Annotated in this window: 16 protein-coding genes; 12 read left to right on the forward strand and 4 right to left on the reverse strand. The window is 44.6% G+C overall.

Annotation, left to right across the window (positions count from 1 at the left end):
* The first annotated feature begins 14 nt into the window (after nucleotides 1–14).
* The 6 genes from nfsA to ACQKMP_RS19130 all read left to right on the forward strand — a co-directional run bounded on the left by nfsA (nucleotide 15) and on the right by ACQKMP_RS19130 (nucleotide 5,085).
* Nucleotides 15–767 carry an oxygen-insensitive NADPH nitroreductase gene (gene nfsA, locus ACQKMP_RS19105; protein ID WP_081951009.1) on the forward strand — a complete coding sequence of 251 codons (753 nt, stop codon included), beginning with the start codon at nucleotides 15–17 and terminating at the stop codon, nucleotides 765–767.
* Between the two features lie 194 nt (nucleotides 768–961).
* Nucleotides 962–1,870: an ABC transporter ATP-binding protein gene (locus ACQKMP_RS19110; RefSeq protein WP_042184304.1), complete on the forward strand. Its 909-nt coding sequence runs from the start codon at nucleotides 962–964 to the stop codon at nucleotides 1,868–1,870.
* Nucleotides 1,871–1,872: 2 nt separating this feature from the next.
* Nucleotides 1,873–2,607 carry an ABC transporter permease gene (locus tag ACQKMP_RS19115; protein WP_042184306.1) on the forward strand — a complete coding sequence of 245 codons (735 nt, stop codon included), beginning with the start codon at nucleotides 1,873–1,875 and terminating at the stop codon, nucleotides 2,605–2,607.
* A 4-nt stretch (nucleotides 2,608–2,611) separates the two neighbouring features.
* Entirely contained in the window at nucleotides 2,612–3,766 is a 1,155-nt protein-coding gene (locus tag ACQKMP_RS19120; RefSeq protein WP_042184308.1) for a sensor histidine kinase, read from the forward strand.
* Complete coding sequence (locus ACQKMP_RS19125; protein ID WP_042184310.1) at nucleotides 3,763–4,365, forward strand: response regulator transcription factor; 603 nt, start codon at nucleotides 3,763–3,765, stop codon at nucleotides 4,363–4,365. The genes ACQKMP_RS19120 and ACQKMP_RS19125 overlap by 4 nt, the downstream gene beginning before the upstream one ends.
* Before the next feature lie 18 nt (nucleotides 4,366–4,383).
* A complete protein-coding gene (locus tag ACQKMP_RS19130) occupies nucleotides 4,384–5,085 on the forward strand; it encodes a histidine phosphatase family protein (protein WP_427470457.1) in 702 nt (233 codons plus the stop codon).
* A gap of 108 nt (nucleotides 5,086–5,193) precedes the next feature.
* Here ACQKMP_RS19130 and infC read toward each other — a convergent pair whose 3' ends face one another.
* Complete coding sequence (gene infC, locus ACQKMP_RS19135; protein WP_339244450.1) at nucleotides 5,194–5,712, reverse strand: translation initiation factor IF-3; 519 nt, start codon at nucleotides 5,710–5,712, stop codon at nucleotides 5,194–5,196.
* Between the two features lie 60 nt (nucleotides 5,713–5,772).
* Entirely contained in the window at nucleotides 5,773–6,678 is a 906-nt protein-coding gene (locus tag ACQKMP_RS19140; RefSeq protein ID WP_339244451.1) for a LysR family transcriptional regulator, read from the reverse strand.
* A 110-nt stretch (nucleotides 6,679–6,788) separates the two neighbouring features.
* Between ACQKMP_RS19140 and ACQKMP_RS19145 the strand changes: the two genes are divergently transcribed.
* From ACQKMP_RS19145 to ACQKMP_RS19155, 3 genes are all read left to right on the forward strand, one after another.
* A complete protein-coding gene (locus tag ACQKMP_RS19145) occupies nucleotides 6,789–7,193 on the forward strand; it encodes a tautomerase family protein (RefSeq protein ID WP_341127021.1) in 405 nt (134 codons plus the stop codon).
* A gap of 1 nt (nucleotide 7,194) precedes the next feature.
* A complete protein-coding gene (locus tag ACQKMP_RS19150; RefSeq protein WP_427470460.1) occupies nucleotides 7,195–7,524 on the forward strand; it encodes a carboxymuconolactone decarboxylase family protein in 330 nt (109 codons plus the stop codon).
* A gap of 86 nt (nucleotides 7,525–7,610) precedes the next feature.
* Nucleotides 7,611–9,167 carry a sigma-70 family RNA polymerase sigma factor gene (locus ACQKMP_RS19155; protein WP_427470462.1) on the forward strand — a complete coding sequence of 519 codons (1,557 nt, stop codon included), beginning with the start codon at nucleotides 7,611–7,613 and terminating at the stop codon, nucleotides 9,165–9,167.
* A 72-nt stretch (nucleotides 9,168–9,239) separates the two neighbouring features.
* Here ACQKMP_RS19155 and ACQKMP_RS19160 read toward each other — a convergent pair whose 3' ends face one another.
* Nucleotides 9,240–10,133, reverse strand: a complete 894-nt coding sequence (locus ACQKMP_RS19160; RefSeq protein WP_427470464.1) for a helix-turn-helix transcriptional regulator — start codon at nucleotides 10,131–10,133, stop codon at nucleotides 9,240–9,242.
* A 145-nt stretch (nucleotides 10,134–10,278) separates the two neighbouring features.
* Here ACQKMP_RS19160 and ACQKMP_RS19165 point away from each other — a divergent pair, with 145 nt between their 5' ends.
* The 3 genes from ACQKMP_RS19165 (at nucleotide 10,279) to ACQKMP_RS19175 (ending at nucleotide 15,073) form a co-directional block, all read left to right on the forward strand.
* Entirely contained in the window at nucleotides 10,279–12,531 is a 2,253-nt protein-coding gene (locus tag ACQKMP_RS19165; protein ID WP_339244457.1) for a beta-L-arabinofuranosidase domain-containing protein, read from the forward strand.
* Nucleotides 12,532–12,841: 310 nt separating this feature from the next.
* Nucleotides 12,842–14,557 (forward strand): ABC transporter ATP-binding protein, encoded by a 1,716-nt coding sequence (locus ACQKMP_RS19170; RefSeq protein ID WP_427470467.1) that lies wholly within the window; start codon nucleotides 12,842–12,844, stop codon nucleotides 14,555–14,557.
* 33 nt (nucleotides 14,558–14,590) lie between these two features.
* Nucleotides 14,591–15,073: an NUDIX hydrolase gene (locus tag ACQKMP_RS19175; RefSeq protein ID WP_094869671.1), complete on the forward strand. Its 483-nt coding sequence runs from the start codon at nucleotides 14,591–14,593 to the stop codon at nucleotides 15,071–15,073.
* Between the two features lie 82 nt (nucleotides 15,074–15,155).
* Here the strand turns inward: ACQKMP_RS19175 and ACQKMP_RS19180 are convergent, their stop codons facing one another.
* Nucleotides 15,156–15,731: a TetR/AcrR family transcriptional regulator gene (locus ACQKMP_RS19180; protein ID WP_427470469.1), complete on the reverse strand. Its 576-nt coding sequence runs from the start codon at nucleotides 15,729–15,731 to the stop codon at nucleotides 15,156–15,158.
* Between the last annotated feature and the right edge of the window lie 43 nt (nucleotides 15,732–15,774).

Below are 15,774 nucleotides of genomic sequence, written 5' to 3' on the forward strand. Positions count from 1 at the left end.
AAGGAGTGGCCGCTGTGCAAGAAAACAACGAGACAATATCTCTATTAATGAACCATGCATCTGTCCGTAAGTATCAGGATAAGCCAGTAAGTGAAGAGCAGCTTGCAGCTATTATTGAAGCAGGCCAAATGGCTTCGACTTCCAGCAGTGTACAAGCCTATAGTGTTATTGCAGTGACTGACCCGGCTCTAAAAGCAGAGCTTGCCGGATTAGCGGGTAATCAGGCTTATATCGAACAATGCCCAGTCTTTTTGGTCTGGTGCGCGGATTTATATCGGCTGCGTGAGGTCACAAAACCTCATTTGCAGGGAGAGACATCGTATGAAGATTCTACGGAGAACCTTATTGTAGCTACCGTTGATGTTGCGCTTGCTGCTCAGAATGCTGCTGTGGCTGCGGAATCACTCGGGCTCGGGATTGTTTATATCGGCGGAATCCGTAACCGGATTGCGGAGGTTTCTGAGCTGCTTGGACTGCCCGAATTGGTTTATCCGATATTTGGAATGTGTGTGGGCTATCCTGATGGAGCCACAAGCCTGCGTCCGCGTCTGCCATTAGAGGCTGTTCTACATCGCAATCGCTACAATGCCGAAACGACAGTGGAGCAGGTCAAGACTTACGATAAAGTCTCTTCAGACTATATGCGTGAGCGGACGCATGGTGCCAAGGATACACCTTGGTCTGTGATTATGGCAGAACGGTTGGCACAGCCAGCGCGAATGCATATGAAGGAATTCCTGCTCGGAAAAGGATTCTTTAAGAGGTAATCTAGTATTTTCGATTAAAGAGGTTGCCCTATTCGTAGTTAAAACTACGGGTAGGGCAACCTCTTTTTCGTACCCTGAGGCATGAAGGTGACAGTTGTCATCTTAAAGAAATGACAGTCCATACTAATGTCAGGTCTCCTTTTTCCATATGATTGAAATAGATCAAACGCATTCGGAATCGGAGGGGTTACGAAATGGACAGTGTTATTGAGATGAATGGAGTTAGCAAATTATATAAGGATAAGAAAGCAGTAGATAATATCAGCTTCAACATTGCCAAAGGTTCGATTACAGCTATTCTTGGACCAAACGGAGCAGGCAAAACAACGGCATTGGGAATGTTATTGGGGCTATTAGAACCCACTGAAGGTACAGTGAAAATATTTGGACAACATCCAAAAGATAAAATGGTACGTGAAAAGACCGGTGCGATGCTGCAAGAGGTAAGTGTGATGGATCGGCTGAAGGTTCGGGAGATCATTGCTCTGATCCGTAGCTATTATCCACAGCCGATGGATATGGAGTTTCTAATTAAAGCTACAGGGCTTGCGCCAGCGGATCTGAATAGATACGCCGAGAAGCTCTCGGGCGGTCAAAAGCGTAGTCTAGGCTTCGCGCTGGCCCTGGCTGGTGATCCAGAGTTGATCTTTTTCGATGAACCTACGGTTGGACTTGATATTACTTCCCGGCGGCGGTTCTGGGATACGGTTCGTGGACTTGCGGAGCAGGGCAAGACGATTGTGTTCACGACACATTACTTACAGGAAGCTGAAGATATTGCGGATCGTATTCTGTTGTTTAGCAAAGGCCATTTAGTTGCAGACGGAAGTCCAGATGAGATTAAATCGCGGATTGTGAAGCGTTCGCTGTCCTTTTTGCCAATAGGTGATCGATCAAAATTACGCAGGAGCCTGCTGGAACTAACCGCTATTGAGGGTTGTTATGAAAAAGAGGGCCGAATTCATGTGACGACAGACGATACGGATGAAGCGCTGCGAGCGATTTTTGTTACTGGACTTCCCGTGAAGGATGTTCGTATAGATCAGGGACGTTTGGATGACGCTTTTGAACAATTGACCATGAACCAAGAGGAGGCTATCTAAAGATGAGATTAATTACTGTACAGTGTAAAGCCGAGATGCTGAGGATCATCCGTAATCCTTATTACGTATTCTGGTCATTGCTCATGCCCATTATGTTCTACTTCATCTTCACCCGCGTGGTTAATACAGGTAATGATGACCCGACTTGGCGCGCTCACTACTTAATGTCGATGGCAACCTTTAGTGTAATGGGCTCTGCGATCATGACGCTAGGCATCCGTTTAGTGCAAGAACGAACACAAGGCTGGACTACCTTTATTCGGATTACCCCGCTACCGGGTTCCGTCTATTTCTTCGGAAAAATGTTCGGGCAAACGATGATGCATCTGTTTTCGGTCATTTGTATTTTTGCCGCAGGATATTTAATCAACGGTGTCTCCTTATCTGCGGGTCAATGGGTGCTTAGTGGGCTATGGATTCTGATCGGTTCCCTTCCATTTTTGGCGATTGGTACGCTTGTGGGTGCTATGAAACGGGTGGATACGGCTAGTGGAGTCAGTAACGTGATTTATATGGCGCTTGCTGTAGCGGGGGGCATGTGGATGCCAATTGAGATTTTACCACGTTTAATGCAGAAGATTGGTCATTGGTTACCTTCTTATAACTATGGAAATGGGGCGTGGGAGATTGTACGTGGTTCAGCCCCGCATTGGAGTAATGTCTTGATTTTGCTCGGATATTTGGTAGTTTTTATGTTACTATCGGTTTATATTCGAAAAAAACAGGAAGCGGTGTAAAGTAATGACTGAGCGTGGAAAGTTCCAGTTATTTCCGAGAAGTCAGGGGTTTTTCCCTTATGTATGGGCTGTATATCTGATTTTGCCCATCCTGAATTTGCGCGGGGAGACTGGAGTGAAGCTCATTCTAGGTGGGATTATGATAGCGGTGTTTGCCATCAGCTATCGCCAGCTGTATTGGGTTCGGGGTGGCGTGTTTAATGTTTGGTTAACGACTCAAATGGTGATCATCGTGGTGCTTAGCTTGTTCTATACGCCCTTTAATCTGTATATGGGCTTTTTCACCGTGAATTTTATAGCTTATTATACGGAGAATAAAGGGTTTAAAATTGCATTTACTTCTTTTGTGGTCATGGTACTTTCGGTGCTGGTCTTAGTAGGCCGTGAGTTGGAATGGGTTAGTATTATGTTCTTAGTCCCGTTTATCGTTATTATGCTGATTATGCCATTCGGCGTAAGATCCATGCATCAACATCAGAAGCTGGAGAAAGAGCTAGATCAAGCTAATGAGGTGATTAAAGAGTTGGTGAAGCGTGAGGAACGCATGAGAATCGCTCGTGATTTGCATGATACCCTCGGGCATACGCTGTCCTTAATTACATTAAAAAGCCAACTCGTAGAGAAGCTGGTGACCAAAAATACGGAGCGAGCCCAAGAGGAAGCGCGGGAAATTCAGCGTACTTCGCGGGCTGCGCTCCGACAGGTACGTGAGCTAGTGTCGGAAATGCGTGCGATCTCAGTAGCAGAAGAACTGGCAGAAACCGGGGAGATGCTGCGCACGGCGGAGATTGCCTTGGAAGTGGAAGGGGACATCTCGCTAGAGGGAGTATCCGATCTGACGCAAAATATTCTCAGCCTCTGTATCAAAGAAGCAGTGACTAACATTGTGAAGCATAGTAGAGCGGATAAATGCTTCATCGGGGTGGCAAAGACCGCCGGAGAAGTTCGAGTTACCGTTAAAGATAACGGAATTGGTCTCCAGAACGGTGAGAGATGTAATGGTGGGCTTAGTGATGGAAATGGTATGAAGGGGATGGCGGAACGTCTATCCCTGATTGATGGCTCTCTGTCGCTAAGCTCAGAAGAAGGTCAGGGAACTACGCTGATCGTTATGATCCCTCTAATCGTTAAGGAAGCAACAGGAGGTGAGAGTGCATGATAACCATCGTTATAGCGGAGGATCAACGTCTGCTTCGGGGAGCGATGGCATCCCTGCTGGATCTTGAGGATGATATCGAAGTCGTCGGAGAGGCTTGTGATGGAGCTGAGGCGTTAGCTTTAATCGACAGGCTTCAGCCGGATGTATGTCTCATGGACATTGAAATGCCGTTCAAGAGTGGGCTGGAGGTTGCAGAAATATTGCGGAGTAAAGGTTGTCCGACTCGAATTATCATCTTGACTACCTTTGCCCGTCCGGGCTATTTCGAGCGTGGAGTGAAGGCTGGTATACAAGGGTATTTGTTGAAGGACGAGCCTGTAGATAAGCTGGCTGAATCTATTCGCCGTGTCATGGCTGGACATCGGGAGGTATCCCCCGAGTTAGTTTTTGGTAGCTTGCGGGAAGAGAATCCACTAACAGCACGGGAACGAGAGATTTTAAAGCTGGCTGGTGAAGGGCAAACGGCGGCGGAGATCGCTTTTTCGCTACATCTTTCTTATGGAACTGTTCGCAATTATATTTCAGAAATACTCAATAAGCTGGAAGTGAAAAGTCGAATTGAGGCGGTACGACTGGCAGAGGAAAAAGGCTGGATTTGAGGGGAGCAGGGCATTATTATGCAAATATTTCTGATTCGTCATGGTGATCCGGACTATTCCATAGATGGTCTAACAGAATTTGGGCATCAGGAAGCAGCAGCACTAGGAAAACGCATGGCATCTATCGGTCTGGATGAACTATATGCTTCACCACTGGGTAGAGCACAGACAACAGCCAGTTATGTGGCCAAAGATACGGGACTTGTAATTCAGACAGAACCTTGGACTTGTGAACTGGATTGGACAGAGATTATGTTAGATGGGCAATTGTCGTCTATTTGGGATAGCCCCGGAGAACATATTAGCGAACTATCGAGTGGAAAGAGAGTATGGTCTGATGAAACAGATCATTGGTTGAAGCAAGAGGAATACAGATTGCGGTTCAGCGAATTACAAGCGGCTTCAGATCAATTCTTACTCCGACACCATTATAAAAGAGAAGATGGCCTGTATCGGATCCTTGAGCCTTCTACCAAGAAGATTGGAGTAGTATGCCATGGTGGCTTTGGTCTCGCATGGCTAGCTCATTTATTACAGATTCCTTTAGCTTTGGCTTGGTCCGTATTTTGGTTAGCGCCAAGCTCGGTAACGACGATCTTGTTTGAAGAGCGCAGCGAGCACTTTGCGGTTCCTAGATGTATTGGACTAGGAGATGTCTCCCACCTTTATGCTGGCGGCATGAACTATCGCCCGAGGGGATTAATGGGCAATCATGTTTAAAGTGAATGCTTAAGAGTGAGTAAGAACATTGCCTATGAAGTGAAAGGCCATCCCACAGAGGATGGCCTTTTTACTAGCTCTATTTGATCGGAGCGAATAGGCCACTCTTCACCGTGGATTTAATTTCACCTGTGAACCTTTGCCGCCTGTCTGGATGCCAGTGTCCTTCGTTCCAACTTCCTTCAAGTCAGTCACTAGTCGCTCCAATACGGCCTTGGAGGCAGCCGCTTCTTTGGCGCCGGATGCCTTCACGACTAATTGCACCGGCTTGCCGGAGCGGAGATGCTTCTCAGCCTGACGGAGCTTCGTATCGTAGTCATGCTCTTCAATATGAGCCGTGAAGCGGAGCTCTTTGACCTTCTCCTTGCTGCCGCCCTTTACTGCTGAGCCACCACTAGCCTTGCGTGCTGAGGCTGCTTCTTTCTGCGCGGCCGCTTTTGCTTTGCCCTTTGCAGTTAGGCTGCAGGGCGGTGGGCTGCTCATTAGTGAGGTGCATACCAGATCAGCACCTGCTGAACGAGCCATGGCCAGCGCCTCTTCTCTGGACACAATCCCCAGCTTCTCACCTCTAAGTCCAGTAAGTACTACTTCGGATGCTCTAATTTGTTCGTTAATTAATACAGCCACTTGGGTGAATCCTCCCTGAGAACAATGATATAGCTATCATATATGGAACTAGCTTGAGGTTCAAATGTGGAGCGTAGGATTAGCGTTACTAATCCTCTCAATTTCTTCTTTTATGATTTGTAGGATTAGTTTTTTAGATGATGTTGCTAGATATTCTCGGTTGCGCCGCTGTAATATACCCACTTGAATGAACGGCTCGCTTAGTTCAACATCTATTTTTACGATATCTGTCATTAATGCTGTCGAATCAAGCACTACCCCCACCCCAGGGTTCTTTCTTACAAAATGAGGAATAGCAGAAATTTGGTTTATGGTTGATAAAGTGGGCTTTGATTCGAATCTCGAAAATTGCTTAGCTAACCGAAGGTAATATAAGCAAGTGCGTCCTCCAGCTATAATTGGATATTCAAGAATTTCTCGAAATGAAATATCGTCTCGTCCGCTTAAAGGATGATTTTCATCTACTATAAAAGCGATTTTCTCGTGATAGAGCGGTTCGAAATAAAAGAAAGACAGGTCGGACGGCTCACCGCAGATGGCGAAATCCAGTTCACTTTGTAGAACAAGTTGTGAGAGCGAATCAGTGTTACCCTGAATGAAGTTACATGCCATCTTTGGTTTTTGCTCATGAAATTTTCGCAAGGCATTCGGTAGGACGGATTCCATCATGGATTCAATGCCTCCGATATGAAGTGTGCCAATTTCGTCATGCTGTAAAGCCTTGGTGAGTTCTGATACATAGTTCCAATGTTGAATAAGGTTATCGATTTCTGCTGCAAAAACTTGCCCAGCACTTGTCAGTTCTACTTCCCAGCCTCTGTGAAAGAGTTGTATGCCCAGTTCTTTTTCAAGTCGTTGAATTTGGTTGGTAATGGTAGACTGCGCATAATTCAACTTTTCGGCAGCACGTGAGAAAGTGCCTTCTTGAAGGATGGTCTTAAAAGCCATCAGTTCTTTTAGATCCATCGATTATCACCTCTATCGGTATAATTGATTAAGATTATTATCTTATTCAATTATATAAATCAAAATACTGAGAGTACAATAAAAGAATTCCAAAGAAGGAGTGAATTAAAATGCCATTCATTAGAGTCAGTTATCTGGAGCAACAATACGACATTCATCAGCTAGAAGGAATATGTAGAGCGATTATGAGCGCGTTAATTCAGCATTTCCATGTACCGGAGGATGATCTGTTTCAGGTTTTTCATGCGCATAAAGCGGGGGAGTTTTTTTATAGTAAAGATTATTTAAATATTGAACGAAGCGACGGACTGATATATATCCAAGTTACGCTAAAATCCGGAAGATCGACGGAGCAGAAAACAAGCTTTTACGCGATGTTAGCCGAGGAATTATCGATGACGCTAAACATCAGAAAAGAAGATATATTCATTGTGCTCGTCGACACGGAATTCGAAGATTGGTCGTTTGGTAACGGTGTTGCTCAAATGCTACAACCTCCGGTTAGGGAGGTGTAATATGGCGCATCGGAAAATCGTCACAAATGTACGGGAATCGTTAGGGGAGTTCGCTCCAGCATTCGTCGACTACTCGGAAAATGTGTTATTTGGGGACTTATGGAGACGGGAGCAGTTATCACTTCGGGATCGTAGCATGATTACGATTTCTGCTTTGGTGATGGGGGGCATGACGGAACAACTCCCCTATCATTTGCGCTTGGCTTTAGAAAACGGATTACAACTTGAAGAAATCGTGGAGGCCATTACCCACCTTGCTTATTATGTAGGCTGGCCGCGAGCCTCTTCAGCTTTAGAGATTGCAAAGGATGTAATCGAAAAAAATAAATAACGTCTGACTTTTTTAATCTCATCCGTAACCTTTGGGGACTTCATTGGCACTTGTATATAATACGGAAGAAGGGAGCGGGGGAGAAAATGCTTCAGTATATCGAAGAGGCTAAACAAGGAGATCGACAAGCTTTTGAACAGATTGTTAGGCACTTTACACCGATGGCAAATGCAGTTGCGTTCGAAAAGCTCCACGATTACCAATTAGCGGAAGATGCTGTGCAGGAAGCTTTCACAGAAGCCTTTTTGCATTTGAATAAATTACGAGCAGTAGAGGCATTCCCGGGCTGGTTTAAAGCTATTGTGGTGCGGCAATGTTATCGTATCTTGCGAAGAAAGCAGCATCCTGCATTACCCTACGATGAAGCTGCGCAAGCGACAGAATCTTCATTTAGTGTGGCGGACATTATTGAGAAAAAAGAAGCGCGGCGACTGCTTCACGAGTCTATAGCTGCTCTAACGTCCAATATGCGGATCGCCGTTCAATTATATTATTTTCAGGGATATTCCCTTCAAGAGATTGCTGACTTTCTGGGGACCTCAGTCCCGGTATTGAAGAAACGCCTCTTTGATGCCCGCCGCAAACTGAAAGGTGCATTGCCTGTGGCAGATGTTCTTTCCGTATTCAACCATTTGTACGAAGGGGGAAAAGGTGTGCTTCATATTGTAAACGGAGATGTAGTGGGAGAGAAGCTGCGTCAGGGAATTGTACAAGGGGATGTATTAGTTTGGAGAGAGGTCTACTCACATGGGCCGGTCTTTTTAGAGCCTGCGGAACAGAATAACCGCTTAGTAAGAGCGCATTATTTAGAACAAACGATGGGGATTCCGCAGAAGGAATTTATACAGATCAGTAAGGAACAGGAAAAGATCTTAGCTGATTTTCATAAATATGATGAAGTTGTATTATGGTTCGAGCATGATCTATTCGATCAGACGATGCTGTGCTATTTGCTCCATTGGTTCTCGAAGCAGAAGAAGGGATCCACGAAGCTAAGTTTATTGTGCATTGGAGAATATCCCGGCATTGAGCTGTTTCGAGGACTTGGACAACTATCTGTAGAGCAAATGGAGACTTTATCAGGAACGTGGAAGTTAATCGGCGACAAGGAGCTAAAGGTAGGCCAAGCACTCTGGGAAGCCTATGTATCACCGAATCCAGAATCATTACAACAGCTACTAACTAAGGATACGTCCGCATTACCATTTGCATATGACGCCTTCATAGCGCATTTATCTCGGTTCCCATCGACCTCTAATGGACTTGGTATTGTTGAACAGATGACTCTGGAGATGATTCATGCTGGAATTAACTCCCCTTACGGGTTGTTCAAAAATGTGGGAGATAAACTTCATATCTTAGGCATGGGTGATCTGCAATATTGGCATATTCTAAGACAGATGGCACAAGATCCATATCCGTTACTGCAAACCTATGGGTTCAATGATTTTCCTGGTTATAACGATCCAGTAATGCCATTCAAAGACTGCGAGCTTGCATTAACCGAGCTAGGCAAAAGTGTATTGGCTGGAAATGAAGACTGGGTTCAGAAAAAAGGAATCGATGAGTGGTATGGCGGGGTTCATCTGCAAGGATCAACTCCGCGCTGGCGATGGAATTCTTCTTCGCAAACGATTCAATAATATAGAGAATGTAATTTAGAGAAGGGGCTGTCTCAAAAGTAGTGAATGCTACTTAGAGGCAGCTTCTTTTCTTCAATCATTATTCATAAACGTCTTATGATAGGCGTTGCGATATTGGGTCGGTGTCATGTTTTCGTATTTTCGGAAGAGTCGCATGAAATATTTATCGTCGGTGAACCCCGTCTCTGTCGCGATTTCCCTCACGCTGAGGGCGGTTCTGGTTAGCAGCTCCTTCGCTTTAGTCACACGTACTGAATGAATATACTCCAAAGGCCCCATCGAGGTATGCTGTTTAAATAGCCGGGCTAAATAATCCTTGTTGTAATTGAATTTCTCCGCGATGATTGCCACCGTAAGAGGTTCACTTGCATGTATTCTTGTCCACTCGGCTATTTTTACAAAGGTGACATCTTGCTGCGCACGGATTAGCTTACTGGCGAACGGCTGAAGTGCATGCTCGGATAGCTCAATTAAGAGTGAGGTCAACAAATAATTAACGCTGGAATAGGTCAAATATCCAGAGTTAGCCACATGGAGGATTTGATTCGCCAGGATATGAATCCGGTCACTGTGCTCGATCTTTATGAACTGTGGTAGATATAGATCATGTACGGACCATAAGCGCTGTGTGCGCGAAAAGATTTCTTCTGCCTCAGGCTTCATTTCCTCCTCACTCAGTAATAACCCCTCGGTTGTCAGTTCGAAATGAAACCAATAAAACTTAACCCCGGGTCGTGACTCTCTATAGCCGACATGTGTGCGATTAGGCATAAGCAGAAGAGCTTCGTCAGGACCTACTTCAAATTGTTTGTTTTCCTCACTCAAATATACCGTTTCGTTCACGCCAATGATTAGTTCGTAGTTCCCCATAACACGCTCCACATGCTTCCATGGCGTTTCAGAGATGAATTCACCTGCCGCAGTAAAATGAACAGGTATATCTGCATTTATTTTCAAATAGGTCATGCGGTCCTCCTAGCAATTAATAAGTCGGATTTGTCCACCATTTGTATGGCTGATCTACCGACAAATCAACGTTCCGATGTTATCTTATGGATACAAATATACACTTGTCATATCACCCTGACAAGATTGCGAGGGAGCGATTTCATTGAAGACGCAAGCTTTTGATTTGCAGAATGTACGCATTGATTCAGGTCCACTTCTCCATGCGATGGAGTTAAATACGGATTATTTACTCAAGCTTGAGGCAGATCGGCTTCTGTCGCGTTTTCGCCAATATGCTGGCTTAGAGCCTAAGGCTGCTCATTATGAAGGCTGGGAATCTCAAGGCATTAGCGGCCATACGCTAGGCCATTATATCTCTGGATGTGCGTTAATGTATGCCTCTACAGGGAATGAAGAGCTGCTCACCCGCGTGAATTATGTAGTAGACGAATTGGAGCATTGTCAGGATGCGCATGGTAATGGCTTCATTTCCGGGATTCCTCGTGGCAAAGAGCTGTTTGAGGAAGTGAAGGTAGGCGACATTCGCTCACAGGGCTTTGACCTCAACGGTGGCTGGGTACCGCTGTACACGATGCATAAGCTGTTTGCGGGACTTCGTGATGCTTATCGATTGGCCGGAAATCAGAAGGCGCTCGTTATTGAAACGAAGCTTGGAATGTGGCTTGAAGATATTTTTGCAGGGCTGAATAAAGATCAGATCCAAGAGGTGCTGCGTTGTGAATTCGGCGGTATGAATGAAGTCCTCACAGATTTGGCAGAGGATTCTGGCGATGACCGTTTCCTCACGTTAGCGGAAAGCTTTTATCATGGGGAAGTGCTAAATGATCTTGCTATAGAAAAAGATACCCTAGCTGGAAGACATGCTAATACACAGATTCCAAAAATCATTGGAGCTGCTAGACAATATGAGGTAACAGGGCAGGAGCATTATGCAGGTATTTCCCGCTTCTTCTGGGATCGGGTCGTGAATCATCATTCATACGTGATTGGCGGCAACAGCTATAATGAGCATTTCGGCGAACCGGATAAGCTGAACGACCGATTGGGAGAGGGGTCATGTGAGACGTGTAATACCTACAACATGCTGAAGCTGACCAAGCATATGTTCCAGTGGGATGCTTATGCCGCATATGCGGATTACTACGAACGTGCAATGTATAACCATATCCTAGCTTCTCAGGAGCCGGTTGATGGACGTGTGTGTTATTTTGTATCCCTCGAAATGGGTGGAAATAAGTCGTTCAACTCCCAGTTTGAGAGCTTTACATGCTGTGTAGGCTCAGGAATGGAAAGCCATTCTATGTATGGCTCAGCGATTTACTTCCATAGTGAAGATGAGCTGTATGTGAATCAGTACGCACCTTCAACAGTGACTTGGAAAGAGCAAGGCATTAGTTTGAAGCAAGAGACCAAGTTCCCTGAAGAGGGACTAGGCACCCTGCGTATCAGCACGGAGAAACCAACTAAATTCACATTGAAGCTAAGATACCCCTACTGGGCTGAGCAAGGCATGAGCGTTAAAGTAAATGGTGAAGACATTCAAGTGAATGTGGGCAAATCCAGCTACCTAGCTTTGGATAGAGTATGGCAGGATGGGGACGTTGTCGAATATGATATTCCGATGTCGGTAAGAATCGAGTCCATGCCGGATAATCCAAACCGAATTGCATTCCTCTATGGACCGCTTGTGCTTGCAGGTGATTTTGGACCTATAAATGCTGAGCTAGGCAGTGATCGTGCCCTTACTTCTGTATTAATTGGAGATCGCGAGACGCTAACGGATAGCTTGATTCAGTCTAACGTTAGCAAAAATGTGTTCCGGATGAAAGGTTTAGGATATGCAGGAGACCATGAGCTTCGTCCGTTCTACCCTATGCATGATCATCGTTATTCGGTGTATTGGGATTTGTTCACGCCAGAGGAATGGAAGCTGGTAGAGGTTGAATATCGCGAGGCCGTAGAGAAGAATTTGCTGCTTGAGCAGCTAACCGTCGATTCGATACAACCTGCTGAAATGCAGCCCGAACGCGACCATAATTTCGAAGGAGAGTATGTAGGCTTAGGAAAAATCTACAACCGCAAGTATCGCGACAGCTGGATCAATGGCTGGTTCTCCTTCACGATGGAAGTCTTGCCAGAGGAGCAAGTAGATCTGGTAGTAACGTATTTGAAGTCCAACGATACTTCGGTGGCCTTCGATATTACGGCAGATGGGGAGCAACTTGGGCTAGGCGTCCTTGAGTCTGAAGAGATGAACAAGCTGGAGACCATTCGTTACGAGCTTCCGCAGACGATCACGAGGAGCAAATCAGCGGTTACGATCAAGTTCGCTTCGCATGAAGGATATAAGGTGGGCCAAGTGGCAGGACTACGTATCGTCAAACGTAATTCTTGAAATATATGGATTAGAGAATTATAATAGGAACAATTCTTTTAATTGGGGTGAAATGGATGTCTTTCCGTATCGTTCGAAGTAACTAGTTATCGGGCTGGGTCAAACGCGTACCAGCTATCAAGGGGGGAGTCTACCCTTTTGATTACATTAACTAGAGCTTTGAACGGTGCCATAGGCAGCTTTTTGTATAGAGCCAGGCACTTAACCTATTTAACTTTGAGAACCGTTTAATTGTGGATGGTTTTTTACAGTTGGATGGTGGGGTTGCCTGGCTTTTTTGCATTCAATTAAAAGATAGGGGATTAACGATATGTTGAAAAAGAGTCTAGCTCACCTGAAATGGTGGATATGCGGTTATATTTTATTGGGTTTTACTATTCAACTGCTGAGTAGTTTAGGCATTGTAGTGTTTCAAAAAATATTAGACAAGGTCACGGTGATCAACAGCTTTGGTGAGCTATTTAATTTAATCTTGGTGTACGGCCTTTTGCTGGCTGGGGTGGTGATCCTAAATTATGTGGATGAATACCCTAGTGTGTATTTATCGAACAGTATAACGGAGAGGTTAAAGATACTTGCACTATCTAAAATATCCAAAATCGACTATCAAGCCTATCAGGATATGGGCACAGGTCAGATGATTAAAGTGATCGAGAATGGAGCAGCGGCTGGAAACAGCATGATTTTCTCCTTTTTCCTCAAAACATTACATGAGTTATTGCCCACTCTTCTGTTCAGTCTTATCTTTATCAGTTTCTATGATTTAAGGATCATGGTAGTGATTGCTGCTGGCTATGTGGTCGTCTTTTTGATAACGAATCTGCTGTTGAAATTTCTGTATGCGAGGAAGGCGGCCATTCTACAGGAACAAGAAAAGATGTCCAGATTCTCTATCCGTGGATTTATGGAATTAGTCGTCTTCCGAACGAACAAAAGATATGAGAAAGAGATCGATAAATTAAGCCAGACTGCACGCACTATCATTCAAAAAAATGCTCAGTTACAAATGATCCATGAAGCTTTTTTCGCGATATTCGAGTTGTTTGTCACGATTATTAAAGTCGTTGTTTTAATTTACGGTGTGAAAAGCATTGTCGTAGGTGAGACGTCACTTGGTGTTGTGGTCGCTTTGTTTATGTTTATTGATAAGATTTATTCGCCGATTGCTATCTTCAATGTCCTCTTTGTAGATTACAGACTGAATAGAGTGACCTACAAGAGATTTGAAGAGTTTATTCATGCCCCAGAAGATAAGAATCTAGAACGAGGAGAAGTTATCACTGAGATCCACGGTAATATTGAATTTAGGGATGTATCTTTTAACTATGGTAATGTGGGAATTCTGAACAACCTGAGTTTTTCCGTTGGGCGAGGAACGTCCGTTGCTATTGTCGGATTAAGTGGGGGCGGGAAATCAACTCTGATTAAGTTAATCGTAGGCTTATTAAAAAAGGACAAAGGTGAACTCTTATTGGACGGTAAGGATATCGATGAGATCCATCTGGATAGCTACTATGATCATATCTCTTACTTATCACAAGACACGCCGATTTTTGACGCTACGATTAGGGACAATATTATATTTGATGAGCATTCCTTGTCCGATGAAGAGTTGTATGAGATTTTGGAAAAGGTTCATCTGCAGGAAAAGGTAAGCCAATTACCGGATCGTTTAGATACTTTGGTAGGTGAAAAAGGGGTTAAATTATCAGGCGGGGAGAGACAGCGATTAGCTTTTGCTAGAATCATTGCTCAGAAAAGAAACATTCTAATTCTAGATGAACCTGTTTCTGCACTTGATAATATTACGGAGCAAAGCCTTATGGAGACGATTTTGCAGGAATTTAAGGATAAAACCATCATTATTGTTGCCCACCGACTAAATTTTATAAAAGACGTTGATAAGATACTGGTAGTGGACCAAGGCTCGGTCGTGGGTGAAGGAAAGTTTGATGATTTAATAGAACATTGCGAAGCTTTTAAAGCGTTATGGAATAGAAAAATATCGTTTACAAATGCTGATTAAATTGTTAACCTCTTTTAAAAAGAGGTGCAGTCTATGGCTTGGCCAACACATATTGTAGCGGCAGGTGGATTCGCAGAAAATGAACAAGGAGATATCCTTTTAGTAAAGACGCATGATGGTGGATGGGTATTTCCTGGTGGACAAGTAGAGGTCGGAGAGAACCTGGTGGATGCATTAATTCGAGAGATTAAAGAGGAAAGTGGAATAGATGTCACGGTATCTCAATTGATTGGTGTGTATTCCAATACAGGCATTCATAAATGGTATGACGGTGTAACCGATGTTCCTACCAAGGTCATGTTTGATTTTATCTGCAAGCCCGTGGGTGGGGAATTATGTACCTCGGAGGAAACCTCTGAAGTGATGTGGGTGGCAAAAGAGAAAGTGCTTGATTGGATTACACAACCGGCTATTCGTACCCGTTATCAAGCTTATTTGGATTACGATGGGAATACGAGGTATATGGATTATGTAACTGGAGACACGTTTGAAGTTAATTTGGATCGAACGGTGTAAATATAAGTGATAGGCCATCCTGCAAAGGATGGCTTTTTAAAATATAAGAAAGTATAAGTTTCGCCAAAGGCTTTTATGCTCGTTATGCTTTGATGCCCTCAAAGGCAGAGGTGATCAAATATTTCACAAAAGCTTCGTCTAGCTCATCCCCTGTGATCAGAAGCCGATAAAATATTGGTCCATACAGCAGATCAATCGTGATCCCAATATCCAGATCCGCTTTTAATTGGCCTCGGGTCACCCCACGCTCCAACAACTGTCGCGCCTCTTGGCGGCGGGGAGCGAAAAACCTCGCACGATAGGCCTCAGCAAGGCCGGCATCAAATTGACCTTCGCCGATCAACTCGGTAATGATCTTTCCTTCTCTGCTGCGAAGAAAACTAGCCAGATTTGTAGCATGGATCATAATATCATCCATGACCGAACCGGTGTCCGGCACTGGCAATCTTGCGGATGCTGCAGAGAGGTAGCCGTCCATGACCACAGCTGCTTTGTTAGGCCACCATTTATAAATGGTCGCTTTACTTACCTTAGCCCGTTCCGCGATTTTCTCTACGGTCACCGCCCCAAATCCGGTCTCCAGCAATAGATCATACGATGCTGCCAGAATAGAAGCCTCGGCTTCGCTATTGCGCGGCCGTCCTCTTTTTTTATCCATCAGAGATCCCTCCCGATTAATCTATCCTTTATTTAACTTGCGA

This window comes from Paenibacillus sp. NPDC101420 (assembly GCF_050277435.1).
Taxonomy (GTDB): domain Bacteria; phylum Bacillota; class Bacilli; order Paenibacillales; family Paenibacillaceae; genus Paenibacillus_AQ.

Bases quoted from the DNA above. Each gene is read 5' to 3' on its own strand.
- ACQKMP_RS19110 (WP_042184304.1), top strand. From the start codon at position 962: ATGGACAGTGTTATTGAGATGAATGGAGTTAGCAAATTATATAAGGAT.
- ACQKMP_RS19115 (WP_042184306.1), top strand. From the start codon at position 1,873: ATGAGATTAATTACTGTACAGTGTAAAGCCGAGATGCTGAGGATCATC.
- ACQKMP_RS19120 (WP_042184308.1), top strand. From the start codon at position 2,612: ATGACTGAGCGTGGAAAGTTCCAGTTATTTCCGAGAAGTCAGGGGTTT.
- ACQKMP_RS19125 (WP_042184310.1), top strand. From the start codon at position 3,763: ATGATAACCATCGTTATAGCGGAGGATCAACGTCTGCTTCGGGGAGCG.
- ACQKMP_RS19130 (WP_427470457.1), top strand. From the start codon at position 4,384: ATGCAAATATTTCTGATTCGTCATGGTGATCCGGACTATTCCATAGAT.
- ACQKMP_RS19140 (WP_339244451.1), bottom strand. From the start codon at position 6,678: ATGGATCTAAAAGAACTGATGGCTTTTAAGACCATCCTTCAAGAAGGC.
- ACQKMP_RS19145 (WP_341127021.1), top strand. From the start codon at position 6,789: ATGCCATTCATTAGAGTCAGTTATCTGGAGCAACAATACGACATTCAT.
- ACQKMP_RS19150 (WP_427470460.1), top strand. From the start codon at position 7,195: ATGGCGCATCGGAAAATCGTCACAAATGTACGGGAATCGTTAGGGGAG.
- ACQKMP_RS19155 (WP_427470462.1), top strand. From the start codon at position 7,611: ATGCTTCAGTATATCGAAGAGGCTAAACAAGGAGATCGACAAGCTTTT.
- ACQKMP_RS19160 (WP_427470464.1), bottom strand. From the start codon at position 10,133: ATGACCTATTTGAAAATAAATGCAGATATACCTGTTCATTTTACTGCG.
- ACQKMP_RS19170 (WP_427470467.1), top strand. From the start codon at position 12,842: ATGTTGAAAAAGAGTCTAGCTCACCTGAAATGGTGGATATGCGGTTAT.
- ACQKMP_RS19175 (WP_094869671.1), top strand. From the start codon at position 14,591: ATGGCTTGGCCAACACATATTGTAGCGGCAGGTGGATTCGCAGAAAAT.
- ACQKMP_RS19180 (WP_427470469.1), bottom strand. From the start codon at position 15,731: ATGGATAAAAAAAGAGGACGGCCGCGCAATAGCGAAGCCGAGGCTTCT.